Source organism: Selenomonas sp. oral taxon 137 str. F0430, assembly GCF_000183625.1.
GTDB classification, from domain to species: Bacteria; Bacillota; Negativicutes; order Selenomonadales; family Selenomonadaceae; genus Centipeda; species Centipeda artemidis.
Genome location: NZ_AENV01000005.1, coordinates 452,690 through 470,106 on the forward strand (window position 1 = coordinate 452,690; position 17,417 = coordinate 470,106).

General features: G+C 59.3%; 9 protein-coding genes and 1 pseudogene. 5 read left to right on the forward strand and 5 right to left on the reverse strand.

Annotated features, from left to right (window positions below):
- Positions 1–52 precede the first annotated feature (52 nt).
- The 5 genes and pseudogenes from HMPREF9162_RS03440 (at position 53) to HMPREF9162_RS03460 (ending at position 10,807) form a co-directional block, all read left to right on the forward strand.
- Positions 53–2,581 (forward strand): glycogen/starch/alpha-glucan phosphorylase, encoded by a 2,529-nt coding sequence (locus tag HMPREF9162_RS03440; RefSeq protein WP_009752687.1) that lies wholly within the window; start codon positions 53–55, stop codon positions 2,579–2,581.
- 35 nt (positions 2,582–2,616) lie between these two features.
- Positions 2,617–4,978, forward strand: a pseudogene (glgB, locus tag HMPREF9162_RS03445) (1,4-alpha-glucan branching protein GlgB).
- A gap of 117 nt (positions 4,979–5,095) precedes the next feature.
- On the forward strand, positions 5,096–6,541 hold the full coding sequence (gene glgA / locus HMPREF9162_RS03450; protein WP_009438235.1) for a glycogen synthase GlgA: 1,446 nt from the start codon (positions 5,096–5,098) through the stop codon (positions 6,539–6,541).
- A gap of 153 nt (positions 6,542–6,694) precedes the next feature.
- Positions 6,695–10,144 carry a 4-alpha-glucanotransferase gene (gene malQ, locus HMPREF9162_RS03455; protein WP_009752755.1) on the forward strand — a complete coding sequence of 1,150 codons (3,450 nt, stop codon included), beginning with the start codon at positions 6,695–6,697 and terminating at the stop codon, positions 10,142–10,144.
- Positions 10,145–10,327: 183 nt separating this feature from the next.
- Positions 10,328–10,807 (forward strand): hypothetical protein, encoded by a 480-nt coding sequence (locus HMPREF9162_RS03460; protein ID WP_009752551.1) that lies wholly within the window; start codon positions 10,328–10,330, stop codon positions 10,805–10,807.
- 75 nt (positions 10,808–10,882) lie between these two features.
- Here the strand turns inward: HMPREF9162_RS03460 and HMPREF9162_RS03465 are convergent, their stop codons facing one another.
- From HMPREF9162_RS03465 to HMPREF9162_RS03485, 5 genes are read right to left on the reverse strand one after another with little or no spacing between them, the layout of a single operon-like run.
- Positions 10,883–11,599 carry a hypothetical protein gene (locus HMPREF9162_RS03465; RefSeq protein WP_009752592.1) on the reverse strand — a complete coding sequence of 239 codons (717 nt, stop codon included), beginning with the start codon at positions 11,597–11,599 and terminating at the stop codon, positions 10,883–10,885.
- Complete coding sequence (cydC, locus tag HMPREF9162_RS03470) at positions 11,596–13,242, reverse strand: thiol reductant ABC exporter subunit CydC (protein WP_009752738.1); 1,647 nt, start codon at positions 13,240–13,242, stop codon at positions 11,596–11,598. Before cydC ends, HMPREF9162_RS03465 begins: the two co-directional genes overlap by 4 nt.
- Entirely contained in the window at positions 13,242–14,879 is a 1,638-nt protein-coding gene (cydD, locus tag HMPREF9162_RS03475; RefSeq protein WP_009438259.1) for a thiol reductant ABC exporter subunit CydD, read from the reverse strand. The genes cydC and cydD overlap by 1 nt, the downstream gene beginning before the upstream one ends.
- 12 nt (positions 14,880–14,891) lie before the next feature.
- Complete coding sequence (gene cydB, locus HMPREF9162_RS03480) at positions 14,892–15,908, reverse strand: cytochrome d ubiquinol oxidase subunit II (protein WP_009438216.1); 1,017 nt, start codon at positions 15,906–15,908, stop codon at positions 14,892–14,894.
- Complete coding sequence (locus HMPREF9162_RS03485; protein ID WP_009752511.1) at positions 15,908–17,281, reverse strand: cytochrome ubiquinol oxidase subunit I; 1,374 nt, start codon at positions 17,279–17,281, stop codon at positions 15,908–15,910. The genes cydB and HMPREF9162_RS03485 overlap by 1 nt, the downstream gene beginning before the upstream one ends.
- Between the last annotated feature and the right edge of the window lie 136 nt (positions 17,282–17,417).

The window sequence follows — 17,417 nt, forward strand, 5'->3', positions numbered from 1 at the left end:
CTGCAGGGGGCGGGAAGGTGCTTTAGCGGCTTCTTGTTTCCCGGGGACTCTCATGGGGATGTCGCATGTGCGGCGAGGGATAGGGGACGACGCTTTTGGAAAAGGAGTGGACGATTTGGCACAAAAGGATCATGTTACAAGCCCTAAGGGGAAAGCGCTTGACACAATGAAGAAAATCTTGAAGAGCAGGTTCATCACGACGGCACACGTTATGTTCGGGCGTGATGTGGATCAGCTGACGGAGATCGAAATCTACAAGACGGTCGCCGCGACTGCCAAGCAGTCCATTTCGGACAACTGGGTCAAGACGAATAAGCAATACTCCGAGCGCAGGGAAAAGCAGATTTACTATTTCTCCATCGAGTTCCTGCTGGGGCGCCTGCTCAAGGCAAACCTCATCAATCTTGGCATTGAAGAAGCGCTCAAAGAAGTGCTTGAGGATTTTCACCTCAAGCTCAGTGACGCCTACGAGGCAGAACCTGACGCGGGGCTTGGAAACGGCGGTCTCGGTCGTCTCGCCGCCTGCTTCATCGACTCGCTCGCGGCGCATCGCCTCCCGGGACACGGATGCAGCATCCGCTATCAGTACGGGCTCTTCGAGCAGAAGATCGTCGGCGGCAACCAGGTCGAGATCCCGGACAACTGGCTGCGCGACGGTTTTGCGTGGGAGTACCGCAAGCCGGATAAATCCGTCGATGTCAAATTCGGCGGCAATGCGTACATGCGTGATGTTGGCGGCGGTAAACTAGAGCTCGTGCACGAGGATCCCATGATTGTCATGGCGGTGCCGTACGATATGCCGATCGTCGGCTATCACAACGCGACAGTCAACACGCTCCGGCTGTGGAACGCGGAGGTCAACCGCGATTTCTCCGACTACGGGATGCTGACGCAGGAGCAGATCCAGCAGCGCAACGACTACCGCAGTTTCGTCGAGGCGATCACGCGCTACCTCTACCCCGACGACAGCACATACGAAGGGCGCCGCATGCGCCTCATTCAGGAATACTTCTTCGTCTCTGCGGGCGTACAGAGCATTGTGCGTCACTACAAGAAGACGGGGATGAGCATCTACGATTTTGGCAAGAAGATCGGCATACATATCAACGATACGCATCCGGCACTCTGCGTGGCGGAGCTGATGCGCATCCTTGTGGACGAGGAACAGCTGACCTGGGAGGATGCGTGGGCGATCACGCGCGACACGATCGCATACACGAACCACACGATCATGCCGGAGGCGCTTGAGACGTGGAGCATTGACATGTTCCGTCCCCTGCTCCCGCGCATCTATATGATCATCGACGAGATCAACCGCCGCCATCTTGAGGAGGTGCGCCGCCGCTACCCCGGCAACGAGGAAAAGGTACGCGCGCTCTCCATCATTCAGGACGGCGTTGTGCACATGGCACGCCTCTCCGTCGTCGGCGGGCACAGTGTCAACGGCGTGGCGAAGATTCACACAGGCATTCTGAAATCCACGACGCTCAAGGATTTCTATGACTACACGCCGCGCAAGTTCAACAACAAGACGAACGGCATCACGCATCGGCGCTGGCTCATGGGGGCAAATCCGGAGTTGTCGGCACTTATCGACGAGGTGCTCGGCAGTCATTCGTGGCACCGCCACCCGGAGCAGATGCGCGGGCTGCACGACTATGTGGACGACAAGTCGTTCCGCGAGCGTTTGATGAAGATCAAGCATCTGCGCCGCGAGGGGCTTGCCCGCTACATCGAACAGCACAACGGGATAAAGCTGAACCCGGATTCGATGTTCGATATTCAGGTGAAGCGCATCCACTCGTACAAGCGCCAGCTCATGAACATCCTGCACATCATGTACCGCTATCACCGCGCGCAGAGCGATCCTGCGTTCCTCTCGCAGCCCGTCACCTATTTCTTTGGCGGCAAGGCGGCACCCGGCTACTACATTGCAAAGGAGACGATTCGTCTCATCAATACTGTGGCGGAGAAGATCAATAACGATCCAAATGTCTCGAAGTTCATGAAGGTCATCTTCATTGAGAACTTCGGTGTCTCCATCGGTGAGCTGGTCTACCCCGCGGCGGACGTCAGCGAGCAGATCTCGACGGCGTCGAAGGAGGCATCCGGCACGGGCAATATGAAGTTCATGATGAACGGCGCCATCACGCTCGGCACGCTCGACGGCGCGAATGTCGAGATCCGCGAGGCGGTCGGAAACGATCACTGCGTCATCTTTGGCCTGCGCGCCGAAGAGGTTATGAATTACTATGCGGGCGGCACTTACTCCGCGTGGGATGAGTACCATGCGAACGAGAAGGTGCGCACGGTGATGAACCAACTGGTCGACGGCACTTACGGAGATTTCCGTTCCATCTACGACTATCTCCTGCACGCGAACGACGAGTTCTTCATCCTGAAGGATTTCAACGCGTATGACGACGCGCGCCTGGAGGTGATGCGCCGCTTCAAGGACAAGGACGGCTGGGCACGCACGGCGGCAATGAATGTCGCGCACTCGGGCGGGTTCTCGTCCGATCGTACGATTGATGAATATGCGCGGGATATTTGGGATATCCACCCCGTCGTCATCTCGTAACAGCCGCTTTCAGATCATATTTAGGAGGGGATTTTGTGAAAACATCAGCGTTAAGTGAGTTTGATCTTTACCTCTTTCATCAGGGGACAAATTATCATGCACAGGAGATGCTGGGTGCGCATTTCCTCGAGCGGAACGGAAAACGCGGCGTGCGCTTTACGGTGTGGGCGCCGAACGCGAAAGCCGTCAGTGTTGTCGGCGTGTTCAATGATTGGAATGCCCTTTTGAACCCGATGAACCGTATTGCCGACGGCGAGATCTGGGAGACCTTTGTCGAGGGACTCGGCGAGGGCGAGATCTATAAATACGCCATCGAGCCGCAGTGGGGCGGACCGCGCATCATGAAGGCGGATCCCTACGGGTTCTATGCGGAGAAAAAACCGCAGACGGCGTCGCGCACGTACGACATGACGAAATACGAATGGCAGGACGGCGCGTGGCAGGAGCAAAAGGCGCGCGAAACGTCGTACGAGCGTCCGATGCTCACCTACGAAGTCCATGCCGGTTCATGGCGGCGCACGCTCGAGGGCGAATACCTCTCCTATCGTGAGATGGCGGATCAATTGATCGGCTATGTCAAGGATATGAACTACACACACATCGAATTCATGCCGCTCTGCGAGCATCCATACGACGGCTCGTGGGGCTATCAGGCGACGGGCTATTTCGCCGTGACGAGCCGCTACGGCACACCTGACGATTTCCGCTATCTCGTCGACACTGCGCATCAAAACGGCATCGGCATCATCATGGACTGGGTGCCGGGGCATTTTTGCAAGGACGAGCAGGGGCTGCGCCGGTTTGACGGTAAGAACCTCTACGAATCCGACAACGAGACGCGCGCGGAGAACCGCGAGTGGGGTACGACGAATTTTGACTACGGGCGGACGGAGGTGCAGAGCTTCCTCATCTCGAACGCTCTCTTTTGGCTCGAGGAGTTCCACATCGACGGACTGCGCATCGACGCGGTCGCGAACATGCTGTACCTCAACTATGGGCGCAGGGACGGCGAGTGGCAGCCGAACAAATATGGCGACACGGGCAACCTCGAGGCGATGGATTTCCTCAAAAAGCTCAACGAGACGATCTTCAAGTATCATCCGCATGCGCTGATGATCGCCGAGGAGTCGACCTCGTGGCCGCTCATCTCGAAGCCCGTCTACATGGGCGGCATGGGCTTCAACTACAAGTGGAACATGGGCTGGATGAACGATATGCTCGACTATGTGAGCCTCGATCCCATCTACCGCAAGTGGAACCAGGACAAGATCACATTCTCACTCATGTATGCGTTCTCCGAGAATTTCGTCCTTCCGCTCTCGCACGACGAGGTCGTGCACGGCAAACGCTCGCTTATTGAAAAGATGCCGGGCGACTACTGGCAGAAGTTCGCAGGACTGCGCGGGTTTTTTGGCTACTGGATCGCGCATCCGGGGAAAAAGCTGCTCTTTATGGGCGGTGAGTTCGGTCATTTCATTGAGTGGAACTTTGACGACAGCATGGACTGGCATCTGGTGGAGCAGTACCCGATGCATACGAAGATGCTTGCGTATTCCAAGGCGCTCAATAAGTTTTACGTCGAAAATACATGCTTTTGGCAGGTGGATTTCGACTGGAGCGGGTTCCAGTGGATCGACTGCAATGACAATGAGAACAGCATCATCGCGCTCGTGCGCCGCGCGGACGATCCGAGCGACTTCCTCGTCTGTGTGCATAACTTCACACCCGAGGTGCATCAGGGCTACCGCATCGGCGTGCCGACGAAGGGCACATACGTCGAGGTGTTCAACTCGGACGAGGAGGCGTACGGCGGCAGCGGCGTCGTCAATGCGGGGGATCTTGTGAGCGAGGACTATGCGTATCACGGGCGCGAGCAGTCCATCGTCATCACCGTCCCGCCGCTCGCATCTACATTCTACCGGCTGAAACGGCAGAGCGGGGCGGGTACGCCCGTCAGCAAGCTGCCCGAGATCGCCGATGCCGTTGCAAAAAAAAAGTAACGTCCGCTAAGCCAAAAGCGGCGGCCGCCCGCAAGAAGAGTACCGCAGCGGACGAGGGGGCTAAGCCCGCCCCGAAGAAGAAGGGGCGGTGAAGGCAAAGGCAGAGACCGCGGCAGAGGAAAAGCCCGCGCCGAAAAAACGCACGGCGGCGAAAAGACCCGCCGCAGCGGATACCGACGCCGTGCCCGCGCCGAAGAAACGTGAGAGCGCGAAGAAGAGCACCGCAGAAAGTGATGCCGACGCAAAGCCCGCGCCGAAGAAGCGCGCGGCGGCGAAAAAGCCCGCCGCAGAGAAAGTAGGCGCACAGGGCATGACCGCAGTCAAGAAAAAGACCGTCCGCAAGACGGCGCAGGGTGCGGAAGACGCGCCCCAAAAAGCAAGAAGCACGAAGGGATAGACAGATACATCCCCCGCGTGCGGGAATAGGAGAGAAAGAAGCCACGAAACAGATATAAACGGCGCGCGGAGCGGATGATTACGGCATCGCCCGCGCGGATCAAAGGAGGATATAGGGATGAAGGTTCTATATGTTGCATCGGAAGCAGTTCCATTCGCTAAGACGGGCGGTCTCGCGGATGTGGCTGGGGCACTCCCGCCTGCGCTCGTCCGGGACGGGGTCGACTGCCGCGTCATTTTGCCGAAATACGGCGCGATCTCCGAGGAGATCCGCAGCTCCATGGAACACGTCTACGACGGCGTACTGAACGTCGCGTGGCGCGATAAATTCGTCGGCATCGACAAGTATGTATTGGACGGCGTGACCTATTATTTCGTCGACAATGAGGAGTATTATAACCGCGAGGGATTTTACGGGTATCCCGACGATGCGGAGCGGTTCTCGTTCTTCTGCCGCGCCGTGCTGAACTTCCTCCCCGCGCTCGACTTTTGGCCGGACATCATCCACGCCAACGACTGGCACGCGGCGCTCGTCCCCGTCTTCCTGCGCCTTGAGCACATGGACGATCCGCGCTACACGGGCATCAAGACGCTCTTTACCATCCACAACCTCAAGTACCAGGGCGTCTTCCCGAAGGATGTCATGACCGACGTCCTGGGGCTTGATTGGCAGTATTATAACAACGGCGACTTTGAATTCTTTGACGCCGTGAACTTTATGAAGGCGGGCATCATCTACGCCGACTATGTGTCGACCGTCAGCAAGACCTACGCCGAGGAGATTCAGTATGAATACTACGGCGAGCATCTTGACGGTCTGCTGCGCAGTCGCCGCGCCGCGCTCTCCGGCATCGTCAACGGCATCGACTACGGCATCTACAACCCGGAGACGGATGCGAACCTCTACGTCAACTACGGGGTAAAAAATGCCGTCGAGGGCAAGAGCGACAACAAGGTGCGCCTCCAGCGCGACCTGGGACTCCCCGAGAACCGCCGCACGCCGATGGTCGCCATGGTTACGCGGCTCGTCGAGAACAAGGGGCTCGACCTCGTCGTGCGCGTGCTCGACGAGATCCTCCAGCACGAGGACGTCCAGTTCGTCCTCCTCGGCACGGGCGACCGCGGCTATGAGGACTGGTTCAAGGAGCTCGCGTGGCGGTTCCCGAACAAGGCGTCCATCAACATCCGCTTCTCGAACGAGCTGGCGCAGCGCATCTATGCCGCGTCCGACATCTTCCTCATGCCGTCCATGTTCGAGCCGTGCGGGCTCGGACAGATCATCGCCATGCGCTACGGATCGATCCCTGTCGTGCGCGAGACGGGCGGGCTGAAGGACACCGTCGTGCAGTTCGACCGCGCGGATGTCGACAAGGGGAACGGCTTCCTCTTCTACGAATACAACGCGCACGAGATGATGTACGCCTTGAAGCGCGCCCTCGCCGCCTATGCAAACCTGCGCGAGTGGCGGCAGCTCATCTACACCGCGATGCACAGCGACTTTAGCTGGACGCGCGCGGCGAAGGACTACGAGAAACTCTACGACCGCATCATGATCGGAGAATAAGGGGACTCCGGCATAAGAGACGATTGCGTGCAGCGCATGGAAATGTTTGCTCTGACGCGAAATTCAGGAAACCGCCGATGAATACACCCGAATGATAACATTCGATTCATCGGTGGTTTCTGTGCGTTTATTTTCAGGGAAAGGAGAGGCGCTATGCTCGAACAATATCAAGTGGAGCACAACTCACAAAACATCTATTACCGTTCCATTGTCGGAGCGGCGGAGGCGGGCGCGCGGCTGCGGCTCGGCATCCGCATCCGCACCTATGAACCGATCAGTCAAGTGCTCGTGCGCCTGTGGCAGGATCGGACGGGGGAGCGTCTTGTTCCGCTTGAGACGAAGGACACGGAGGGGGAGCAGTATTTTTATACCTGTTGGGTAAATCTGCCGGATCACGGCTGTCTCCTATGGTACTATTTCATCATCACGGCGGAAAGCGGCACCTATTTCTACGGCAACAACGAAGAGATGCTCGGCGGCGTCGGCACGCTCAGCCGCACCGCGCCCGCTTCGTATCAGGTGACGATCTACAACAAGGGCGCGCACACGCCCGATTGGTTCAAGAACGCCGTCATGTATCAGATCTTCCCGGATCGGTTCGCGCGCGCGGGGGACGAGATCGTCCGCAAGAAAGGCGCGGTCATTCGGACGGACTGGACGGACGATCCCATGTATCTCAAAGACCCGGATACGAAGGAGATCATCGCCTACGACTTTTTCGGCGGAAACCTCAAGGGGATCGTCGGCAAGCTCGACTACCTCGCCGATCTTGGCATCTCGTGCATCTACTTTAACCCCGTCTTTGAGTCCGAGAGCAACCATCATTACGATACGGGGGACTATCATAAGATCGACCCCATGCTCGGCGACATCGAGGATTTTCGCACGCTCGTAAAGGAAGCGCGTGCGCGCGGCATTCGCATCATCCTCGACGGCGTGTTCAGTCACACGGGCAGCAACAGCATCTACTTCAACCGGCGCGCGCAGTACGGCTCGCTCGGGGCGTACCAGTCCGAGGAGTCGCCGTATTACTCGTGGTATCACTTTCGGAATTACCCGAACGAATACGACTGCTGGTGGAACTTTGACACGCTGCCGAACGTCAACGAGACCGATCCCGCCTATATGGACTTCATCATCACGAGCGAGAACAGCGTTCTGCATCATTGGATGAACGAGGGCATCGCCGGCTGGCGTCTCGACGTCATCGACGAGCTGCCGCCGACGTTCTCCAAGACGTTTTTCTCGGAGCTGAAAAAGCACGACCCCGATGCCGTGATGATCGGCGAGGTGTGGGAGGACGCGTCGAACAAGGTCGCGTACGGCACGCCGCGCGAATACCTTTCGGGCAATGAGATGGATTCAGCGATGAACTACCCGCTGCGCACGATCCTCTTTGATTTTCTCACGGGGAGTGCGGACGGCGCTCTGACGGCGCGGCGGCTCGCAAGTCAGATCGAGAACTACCCGAAGGAAAACCTCTATGCGATGATGAACCTCATCGGCAGTCACGACGTACAGCGTGCCGTCACCGTGCTCGCGGGCGTGCCGTACTATGAGGGGATGCCCGCGATCGAGCAGTCGCGCGTGCGCATGACGCCCGAGCAGTTTGACCTCGGATCGCGCCGGCTCCTCATGGCAACGCTGTGGCAGATGACCTATCCCGGCGTGCCGAGCGTTTACTACGGCGACGAGATCGGGATGCAGGGCTTCAAAGACCCGTTCAACCGCCGCCCCTACGACTGGGCACACGGCAATAAGGAGATCCGCGGCTGGGTGGAGCGGTTCATCGAGATGCGCAACAAGAACGATGCCCTGCGCACGGGCGACATCCTGCCGCTTTACGGGGCGGGCGACGCCCTCGCCTACGCGCGCACGATCCGCTCCGGCTACGACGTGTTCAACCGGGAGAAGGAGGACGGCGTATTCATCGCCGCGTTCAACCGCAATACCGAGGAGAGCATCACGATCGAGGTGGACGTCAGCGACTTTGCCTGCGGCACGTTCGAGGACTGCTTCAAGCCCTCGCGCACCTACGAGGTCGAGCGCGGCCGCCTGCGGATCAAGATCCCCCCGCTTTACGGGCTCCTCCTGCGCGAACGCAAAGAACCGCGCCGCTACGAGCGCAAGGCGGGCGTGCTCCTCCATCCGACGTCGCTGCCGTCGAAATACGGCGTGGGAGATTTTGGCAGAGAGGCGTATCGTTTCGTCGATTTCCTCGCCGCGGCCGGGCAAAAGGTCTGGCAGATTCTCCCGCTCAGTCCCGTCGGATACGGATACTCGCCCTATCAGTCGATCTCCGCGTTTGCGGGCAATATCATGATGATCGATCCGGAACAGCTCGTGGAGGCGGGTTGGCTGACGGAACAGGACCTCTTCCTGCCCTACCAGGCGAATACGGCGTTCGTCGACTGCGACCGCGTCAAGCAGTTTAAGAAAAAACTGCTCGAGAAGGCGTTCGCGGCGTTTCGGGAGGAGAGCGAGGGCAATGAGGACTATCGGCTCTTCTGCTCGATGGAGGCTTACTGGCTGAACGACTACGCGCTCTTTCACGCGGCGAAAAAGGAATACGACCGCGCCCCGTGGACGGAGTGGCCGGAGAAGATTCGCCGCCGCGATCCCGCCGCGCTCAAAGAACTCGCCGAAAAACAGCGGGATGAGATCGAGCTCGACCGGTTCAAGCAGTACATCTTCCACACGCAGTGGAACCGCCTGCACGACTACGCAAAGAAAAAGGGAATCGAGATTCTTGGCGACATGCCCATCTTCATCGCGCGGGACAGCGCGGACGTATGGGCGCACGCACATCTCTTTGACCTCAATGAGGACGGCACGCCGCACACCGTTGCGGGCGTACCGCCCGACTACTTTGCCGCGAGCGGGCAGCTCTGGGGCAATCCCCAGTATGACTGGGACGCCATGGCGAAGGAGCAGTACGCATGGTGGAAGGATCGCTTCCGTAAACTCAGCGAGCAGGTTGACATCATCCGCATCGACCATTTCCGCGGATTTGAGTCCTATTGGTCGATCGACGGCAAGGCGGAGACCGCAATCAACGGGCGCTGGATCAAGGGACCCGGCAAGGTGTTCTTTGACGAGATCGAAAAAGAACTCGGCACGCTCGACATCGTCGCCGAGGATCTCGGCATCATTACGAGCGAGGTAGATCGACTGCGCGAGGACTGCGGATTCCCGGGCATGAAGATTATCCAGTTCATGCTCGCGCCGAACGAAGCGGGGCGCGTTGGTTTCGCCGTGCCGGAGAACACGATCATCTACACCGGCACGCACGACAACAACACAACCGTCGGCTGGTACATGCACGACATCGACGAGGTGATGCGCGAGACCCTCGCGAACATGGTCGGCACAACGTCCGACCGCCCGCAGACCATCTGCAAGCGCCTCATCAAGACGGCGTACGCATCACACGCGCGCATGGCGATTATCCCGATGCAGGATCTCCTTGCCCTCGACGAGCGCGCGCGTATGAATACCCCCGGTACCGTCGGCATCAACTGGCGCTGGAGTCTCAAAAAAGACTACCTCCTCCAACTCGACCCGCAAAAACTCAGGGCGCTCTGCATCCAATATCACCGGTAGCAAATCGGCCGCATATATGGAGTCGCCGTACCGTATTGCAGGGCGGCTCCGTTATGCGGCGGCATATTGTCTCGGATTATTATTTACATCGGTAAACCATGCATTGTGGTCATGAGAGGATTTTAAGGCATCATGTCGAAATATCCTGCATATGGAATTTTATGATGAAGGAGGGAGTTTATCATGAAATGGCTTGCGGCAATTCTTGCTTTTACTTTTACGTTTGGTCTCATGTCCTTCTGTGCAGCTTCAATTTCTATTGATGATTGTGTGTTGGGCGGAATTACAATAAGAAGCAATGCAGAGTATGTGAAAAGCGTTTATGGTGAGCCGACACGGATAACTCGATCGCTCATGCATGATTTACCGATGTATGAGTATGGTGATTCATTTTATATTGTCTTTAGCGATGATATGAACTTTGTTCAGGTGATGGGGACAACCGCGAATAACGGCATTGCGACGTCCAAGGGCATCTCCGTAGGCATGAAACGCATGGATGTGCTGGGAGCCTACGGTACACCGACGAAGACGGGGTATGATAATAAGCGGCGCGTTACTTCATGTTTTTACGATGCGGGATACAGTTATTTTGGTATCGTATTCAAAATTAATCCGGAAACGGATCAGGTAACGGATATCTTCGTTGGGATGCTTGATTGATTTGGAAAAACGATAAATGTACATAGAAAAAGCCTTTTGTTCACGGCACTGCCGATGGCAAAAGGCTTTCTTATTCTATATATCCCAGTGCAGCGTCTCCGGATTCGGCGTTGCGCGGTCGATTTCGCGCAGAATCCATGCGGCATTTTCGTGCGCGGCTGCAAAGGCGTCCGCGAGGGGCTGTTCGCAGGCGGGCGGAATCTCCATCGCGTGAATCGCCATGTGCATATAGTCCTTGGCGACGAGAGGGACGCCGCGCTCGGCGGCGAGGTGCGCCTTGAACCGATAGCCGTAGTAGAGATAGCTGTTGTGCGGCACGTCGGCGTCCAGTCCGTCAAAGGCGGCGATGCGCTCGTCCGCTTCCTGCTCGGCTTCCGCGGTCATCTGCATCTTGTGCATGAGGTTCCACCGATCCGCCCACAGCTCGCCGCGCAGGATGTATTTGTAGAGAAAATCGGTGGATTCGGCACACTCGATCGCCAGATTGATATGTTCGAGCGCCGCGTCGCGCAGCTCCGGGTTCTCGGACTCTGCGGCGGAAAGGGCTTGGAGCGCGTAGACCTTCTCCTCGACATCCTGCGCGAGATCTTCGTTGACCTCCGCGTCGGCAGTACTTTGGAGGAGCGCGATGCCGTCGGCACGGTGCTCGGGCATCTGTAAAAGGAAGTGGGCGAGCCGCGCGCGCGAATGCCAATCGTCCGCACCGCCCGCAAAGAGATCGTGGGGCGGCGCGGATGCGCCGAGACGATCGAGAACAACGTGGACGAGCCGGTGAAATATTTCTTGATTCATAGCCGTATTACCTGTTTCATATGATCCAGCAAGGGCAGATCATGCGTGATGACAATAAGTGTGCGCCCTTCGGCGCTGAGCGCCGTGAGGATGGCGCGGATGAGGCGTTCGCCGAGTTCCGCATTCAATCCCGCCGTCGGTTCGTCGAGCAGGAGGACGGGGGCGTCCGAAGCAAGCGCAAGCGCGGTGAGGAGCCGGTTGCGCTGTCCGCCCGAGAGCCGCGCCGCATTCTCGCCGAGCGGTTCGTCAAGGCCGCGGGGCAGGGCGCGTACGACGTCGGCGAGCTGTGCCGTTTCGAGCGCGCGGAGGATGCGCGTCTCGGTGATTCCCTCATGCAGGCGCATGAAATTATCGCGGATCGATGTGCTGAAGAGATAGCTGCCTTGCAGCGCCGCGCCGAAGAGCGCGCGCGTCTCGGCGAGCGAGAGCGCGTGTGCCGGAACGCCGCGATAGCGGATTGTCCCGCCGTCGCACTCCCATAGGCGGAGCATGAGGCTTGCAAGCGTCGTTTTGCCCGCGCCGCTTTCCCCGATGACGGCGGTATGTTCGCCGCATTTGATGGTAAAGGAGAGATCGCGCAGAACGGGAAGCGCGGGATCATAGCCGAAGGAAAGATGCCGTACGTCGACGAGCGGAGCATCCGTCTGTGCTTCCGGGGGAGGAGCGTCGGCGGTTTTTAACAATGTGCCGGATGTGTCCGTATGTGCCGGGGCATTGCCGTTCGGCAGAATCGTCTCCGCCGCGCGCCGTGCTTCGGACATGCCGAGCGCGGCGGCAGGCAGGGGGCGATACTCGGCGAGCACCGCTTCGAGCACGAGCACCCATACGGCGAATGCCACACCGCTGATATTTCCCGCCGCGACGTGCGGGATGAGCAGGATGATGAGCGCAATCCAAAGTCCGGTGCGCAGCACGTCGAGCGCGCAGAAGAGGCGGTCGCGGGACAGACTGCGCCGCCGCGTACTGCTTTGAAAAGCGGACGCCGCGCGTGAGAGGTGTTCCTCCGCGTGTGGAATAGCCCCCGCCGCGATCAGCTCGTCCCGCCCTGCCGTGAGATCGAGCAGGACGCCGCGGTAGGCGGCGCTCTCCTCGCGCAGACTGCGTTCGCGCAGAATGAGCACGGGGAGGACGAGGTGGAGCAGAAAGACGGCGGCAAGAGCCGCCGCGCCGAGCGTCGTTAGCGGCAGGAGGGCGGCACAGGTCATCGCCGTCAGAATCCCTGCGATGACGGGCTGTGGCACGGTGCGCAGGTAGAAATCGCGCAGTGTCTCACAGCCCGTGAGCAGGTCGTGCAGGAACGTGCCCTCGCGCACGCCCCCCGCACGCAGGGGAATCGTCTCCGCGGCACGCGCATAGGTCTCCCGCTGGAGCTTTTCATAGCAGTCAAAGGCGAGCACGTGGGAGAACCAGCGGTCGAGATAGCGGAACACGGCGCGCCCGATGCCGCAGGCGCGCACGAGCGTAATGGCGAGGGCGAGCGCCGAGAGGGGCGGGCGGAGCGCGGCGCTTGCGATGATCCATGCGGCGGTGCCGATGAGCCCCACGGCGCATAGGACAGCAAGCGTTCCTGCAAGGAGCGCGGGGAGCGCCTTTGCGGGCGCGGCAAAGGCGAGCAGGCGGCGCAAAACGGACACGGTCTGCATCACGTCTCACCTCCCAGCGTAATGATTTCATCCGCCCACGCCATGACCGCGGGGCGATGGGAGGATACGATCAGCGTGCGCCGATGAGCGAACGCCGTCAGCGATTGGAGAACGCGCTCTTCCGTCTCTGCGTCCAGTCCCGCCGTCGGCTCGTCAAGGAGCACGACCGGGCGGGCGGCGCAGAGGGCACGCGCGATGCCGAGACGATGCCGCTGACCTGCCGAGAGCGGATGCCCGCCTGCGCCGAGCGGGGTATCGAGTCTCTGCGGCAGGGCGCGCAGGAAGTCGCCAAGCGCCGCGCCCTCGAGCGCGGCGGCGGCGTCCTCCGGACTGCGGTTCTCCTGCCACAGCGTGACGTTTTCCGCGAGCGTCGCGGCAAAGATATGCGGCTCTTGCGGCACATAGCTGACGAGGGCACACTTCGTGTTCTCCGAGAGCGTTGCCAAATCAAAGGCGTGCGCCGCGCCCGCGCCGTCCGTGATCCGGACGCTTCCTTCCGTCGGCGCGGCAAGCCCCGCGAGCAGGGTGAGCAATGTCGTTTTTCCCGTGCCGCTTGCCCCTGCGAGCACCGTCCGTTTTCCGGCAGGAAATATGATGGAGAGATGCGTCAGCACGGCTTCTTCCGTCAACGGATAGCGGTAGGTGAGTTCCGACGCGGCGAGTGCGGGCGGGGAGAGGACGCGGCTTTGCGCGCCGTCCGCGGGCACTGTGCGGCTGAGATAGGGGCGCAAGGCTTCCTCGGCAGTCTTTGCCTCCATCGCCGCGTGGAACGCGATGCCGCCCTCGCGCAGCGGCTGATAGAAGAGCGGCGCGAGGATGAGGACGAAGAACGCCGTCCAAAAATCCATCATGCCCTCGACGAGCCGCAGACCGATCGATACGGCGATGAGCGCGATGGAGAGCGTCGTGATCAGCTCCAGTGCAAAGGAGGAGATGAACGCAAGCCGCAGGACGCGCAGGGACGCCTCGGAAAAGGATCTGCTCATGCGCGCGAGATGCTTGCCCTCCGCCTCACTGCGGCGAAAGATCTTCAGCGTCATCGCCGCACGGATCAACTCGCCAAATCCCGATGTGAGCCGTGACATCTCGTCCCACTGCCGCTCGCTCGCGCGCCGCGTCGCGCGCCCGATGAGGTAGAGCAGGAACGGCGCGATGGGCAGCGTTGCGAGGAAGAGCAGGGCGGAGAGCGGATCGAGGATCGCCGCAACGATGAGAATCAGCGGCACGAGCACAGCGAACGAGATCGCCGTCGGCAGTACCGTGCGAAAATATTGATCGAGCGCATCGACCCGCTCGAGCGCAAGCGTCAATAGCCCCGACACATCGTGCCGTTCCGCGAGCAGCGCCGCGTGGAGTTTCTTGCGGCAGGATAGGCGCGCCGCATCGGAGAGCCGCCGTTCAAGACGTGCCTTCGGCATACGCAGGAGCGCCGTGAAGAGCAGGCACAAAAACAGCACCGTGAGGTCCGGTGCTGTTTCCGCGCTCCCGCGCCCCTCGATGAACACGAGGTTCACGACGGACGCGGTTTCCCATGCGGCGGCGACGACGAGCAGTGAACTGATCAGTTCGGTGCCGATGCGCGCATAGAATATATTCTTTTGTGTCTTTAACGTATCAAATAGAATGCGTCGTTTCATATCCGTTTGGGATCAATACTCCGTATGTGCGGCGCTCTCAGGCGTGATGCGCTTGCGGAAGATATAATACGTCCAAATCTGATAGATGAGGACGATCGGCACAAGGATTACCGCTGCGACCGTCATGATCGAGAGCGTGTACTCCGTGGACGACGCGTTGCGGATCGTCAGACTCCAGCCCGGATTGAGGCTCGAAACCATGAGACGCGGGAAGAGCCCCGCGAAGAACCCGACCGTCGTGCCGACGATGGCGAGACCGCCGAGGATGAACGCCGGCTTTTGTGCGCGCATATACATCGCGCCGAGTCCCGCGACAAAGAGCACCGCCGAGACGAAGAGCGCCGCGCCCGCGACCGTGCTGTCATAGAGATCCGTCTCCGTATAGGTGAGGATCATGCAGAGCACATAGAAGACCGCCGCTGCCGCGCCGAATTTCAGCGCGAGCGTGCGCGCCCGATCGAGCAGGTAGGTGTTCGTCAGGCGGAGCGAGAGGAACGCCGCGCCGTGGAACGCGAACACGCAGAGGAAGGTCACGCCGCCGACGACGGTATAGGGGGTGAGGAGGTCAAAGAACCCGCCTTGATAGACCATATTCGCGCCGATGGGGAGTCCCGCGATGAGGTTCGTGACGGCGACGCCCCACAGGAACGCCGGGATCACACTGCCGAACGTCAGCGCGCACGACCAGCGGCGTTTCCACTCGTCGTCGTCGCGGTGATGACGGAACTCGAACGCCACGCCGCGCAGGATGAGCGCGACGAGCATGAGGAAGAGCGCGATGTAGAACGTGCTGAACATCGTCGCGTAGACGTGCGGAAACGCCGCGAACATCGCGCCGCCCGCCGTGATCATCCATACCTCGTTGCCGTCCCAAACGGGACCGATGGTCTGAATGATCTGCGTGCGATCCTTTTCATCCTTTGAAATAAAATGGAGCAGCGTGCCGACGCCGTAGTCAAAGCCCTCGAGGAAGAAGAACCCCGTGAAGAGCACGGCGATGAGGACAAACCAAAGAATATTGTAATCCATTATTGTGCGCCTCCTTCCGGTGCCGCCGTGATCTGCGTGCGGCGGATGAAGCGGAACGCGATGTAGAGCGCCGTCACGATGAGCAGGAGATAGAGCACGGTGAAGCCGAGCATCGTGAACCAAATCTCAGGAGAGGTGAGGTTCGGCGACACGCCGTCCACCGTCTTTTGCAGACCGACAACAAGCCACGGCTGACGGCCCATCTCCGCGACGATCCATCCTGCGGAGTTCGCGATAAAGGGGATCACGACGAGCCACGGCAGCGCAAAGAGGAGTTTCTGCATCGACTCCAGTTTGTTCTTCTTTGCGAAATAGTACACGAGGAACGAGACGAGCACCATGAAGAACCCGGCGCCAACCATCGCGCGGAACGCGTAGAAGAGGAGCGTGACGTGCGGACGGTAGTCGCCTGCACCGTACTTCTCGACCGCCTCCTTTTGCAGGTCGTTGATGCCGCGCACCTCGCCCGAGGGCTTATCGTGCACCATGAACGAGAACATGTAGGGAATCGTGATCTCAAAATCGTTCTTGCCCTGTTCCATATTGGGGTAGGCGAGAACGGCAAAGGGCGCGGGATCTTCCGTGTCCCACAGCGCCTCCATCGCGGCGAGCTTCATCGGGCTTGCCTGCGCCAGATACTGCGTGTGGAAATGACCGCTCGCGATGACGCCCACGACGCCGACCATCGTGTAGATCGCGCCCGCCTTGATCGCCTGCGTAAAGGCATAGCGCGACGCGCTGTCATTGAGGAGCTTCCACGCGGAGACCGCCATGACGACAAAGCCCGCCGTTGTGATGCCCGCGAAGAGCGTATGTGACTGCTCGCCGAGGATGTAATGGTTCGTTATGAGCTCGCCAAAGCTCGCCATCTCCGCGCGACCGTTGGCAAGCGTGTAGCCGACAGGATGCTGCATGAACGAGTTCGCGACGAGAATCCAAAACGCGGAGAGGTTGCTGCCGATGGCGACCAGCCAAATGCACGCGCAGTGCGCCTTCTCGGAGAGCTTGTCCCAGCCGAACATCCAAATGCCGAGGAACGTCGACTCGAGGAAGAACGCCGTCAGTGCCTCGAGCGCGAGCGGTGCGCCGAAAATATCGCCCATGAAGCGCGAATACTCCGACCAGTTCATACCGAACTGGAATTCCTGCACAAGACCCGTAACAACGCCCATGGCGAAATTGATGAGAAACAGTGTGCCAAAAAAATTCAGCAGCTTGCGGCAGGTTTTCTTCCACTCAGGATTCTTCGTCCGCACATAGCACGTCTCGAGCAGCGCAACGAAAATCGCCATGCCGAGCGTGAGCGGAACGAAGAGAAAGTGGTAGATCGTCGTGATGGCAAATTGCCATCGCGACAGCAGCACTTCTTCCATTTCCAAAACCCTCCTAAAAAGATAAAATAAAATGACCTGTAATATAATACCCCGGGCTTTCGTCTATATGTTTAAGACGAAAGCCCTGAATTGGATGAATTATATCATAGGTCAAAATGAAATACAAGTTAAGTTG

Bases quoted from the DNA above. Each gene is read 5' to 3' on its own strand.
- HMPREF9162_RS03440 (WP_009752687.1), top strand. From the start codon at position 53: ATGGGGATGTCGCATGTGCGGCGAGGGATAGGGGACGACGCTTTTGGA.
- glgA (WP_009438235.1), top strand. From the start codon at position 5,096: ATGAAGGTTCTATATGTTGCATCGGAAGCAGTTCCATTCGCTAAGACG.
- malQ (WP_009752755.1), top strand. From the start codon at position 6,695: ATGCTCGAACAATATCAAGTGGAGCACAACTCACAAAACATCTATTAC.
- HMPREF9162_RS03460 (WP_009752551.1), top strand. From the start codon at position 10,328: ATGAAATGGCTTGCGGCAATTCTTGCTTTTACTTTTACGTTTGGTCTC.
- HMPREF9162_RS03465 (WP_009752592.1), bottom strand. From the start codon at position 11,599: ATGAATCAAGAAATATTTCACCGGCTCGTCCACGTTGTTCTCGATCGT.
- cydC (WP_009752738.1), bottom strand. From the start codon at position 13,242: ATGCAGACCGTGTCCGTTTTGCGCCGCCTGCTCGCCTTTGCCGCGCCC.
- cydD (WP_009438259.1), bottom strand. From the start codon at position 14,879: ATGAAACGACGCATTCTATTTGATACGTTAAAGACACAAAAGAATATA.
- cydB (WP_009438216.1), bottom strand. From the start codon at position 15,908: ATGGATTACAATATTCTTTGGTTTGTCCTCATCGCCGTGCTCTTCACG.
- HMPREF9162_RS03485 (WP_009752511.1), bottom strand. From the start codon at position 17,281: ATGGAAGAAGTGCTGCTGTCGCGATGGCAATTTGCCATCACGACGATC.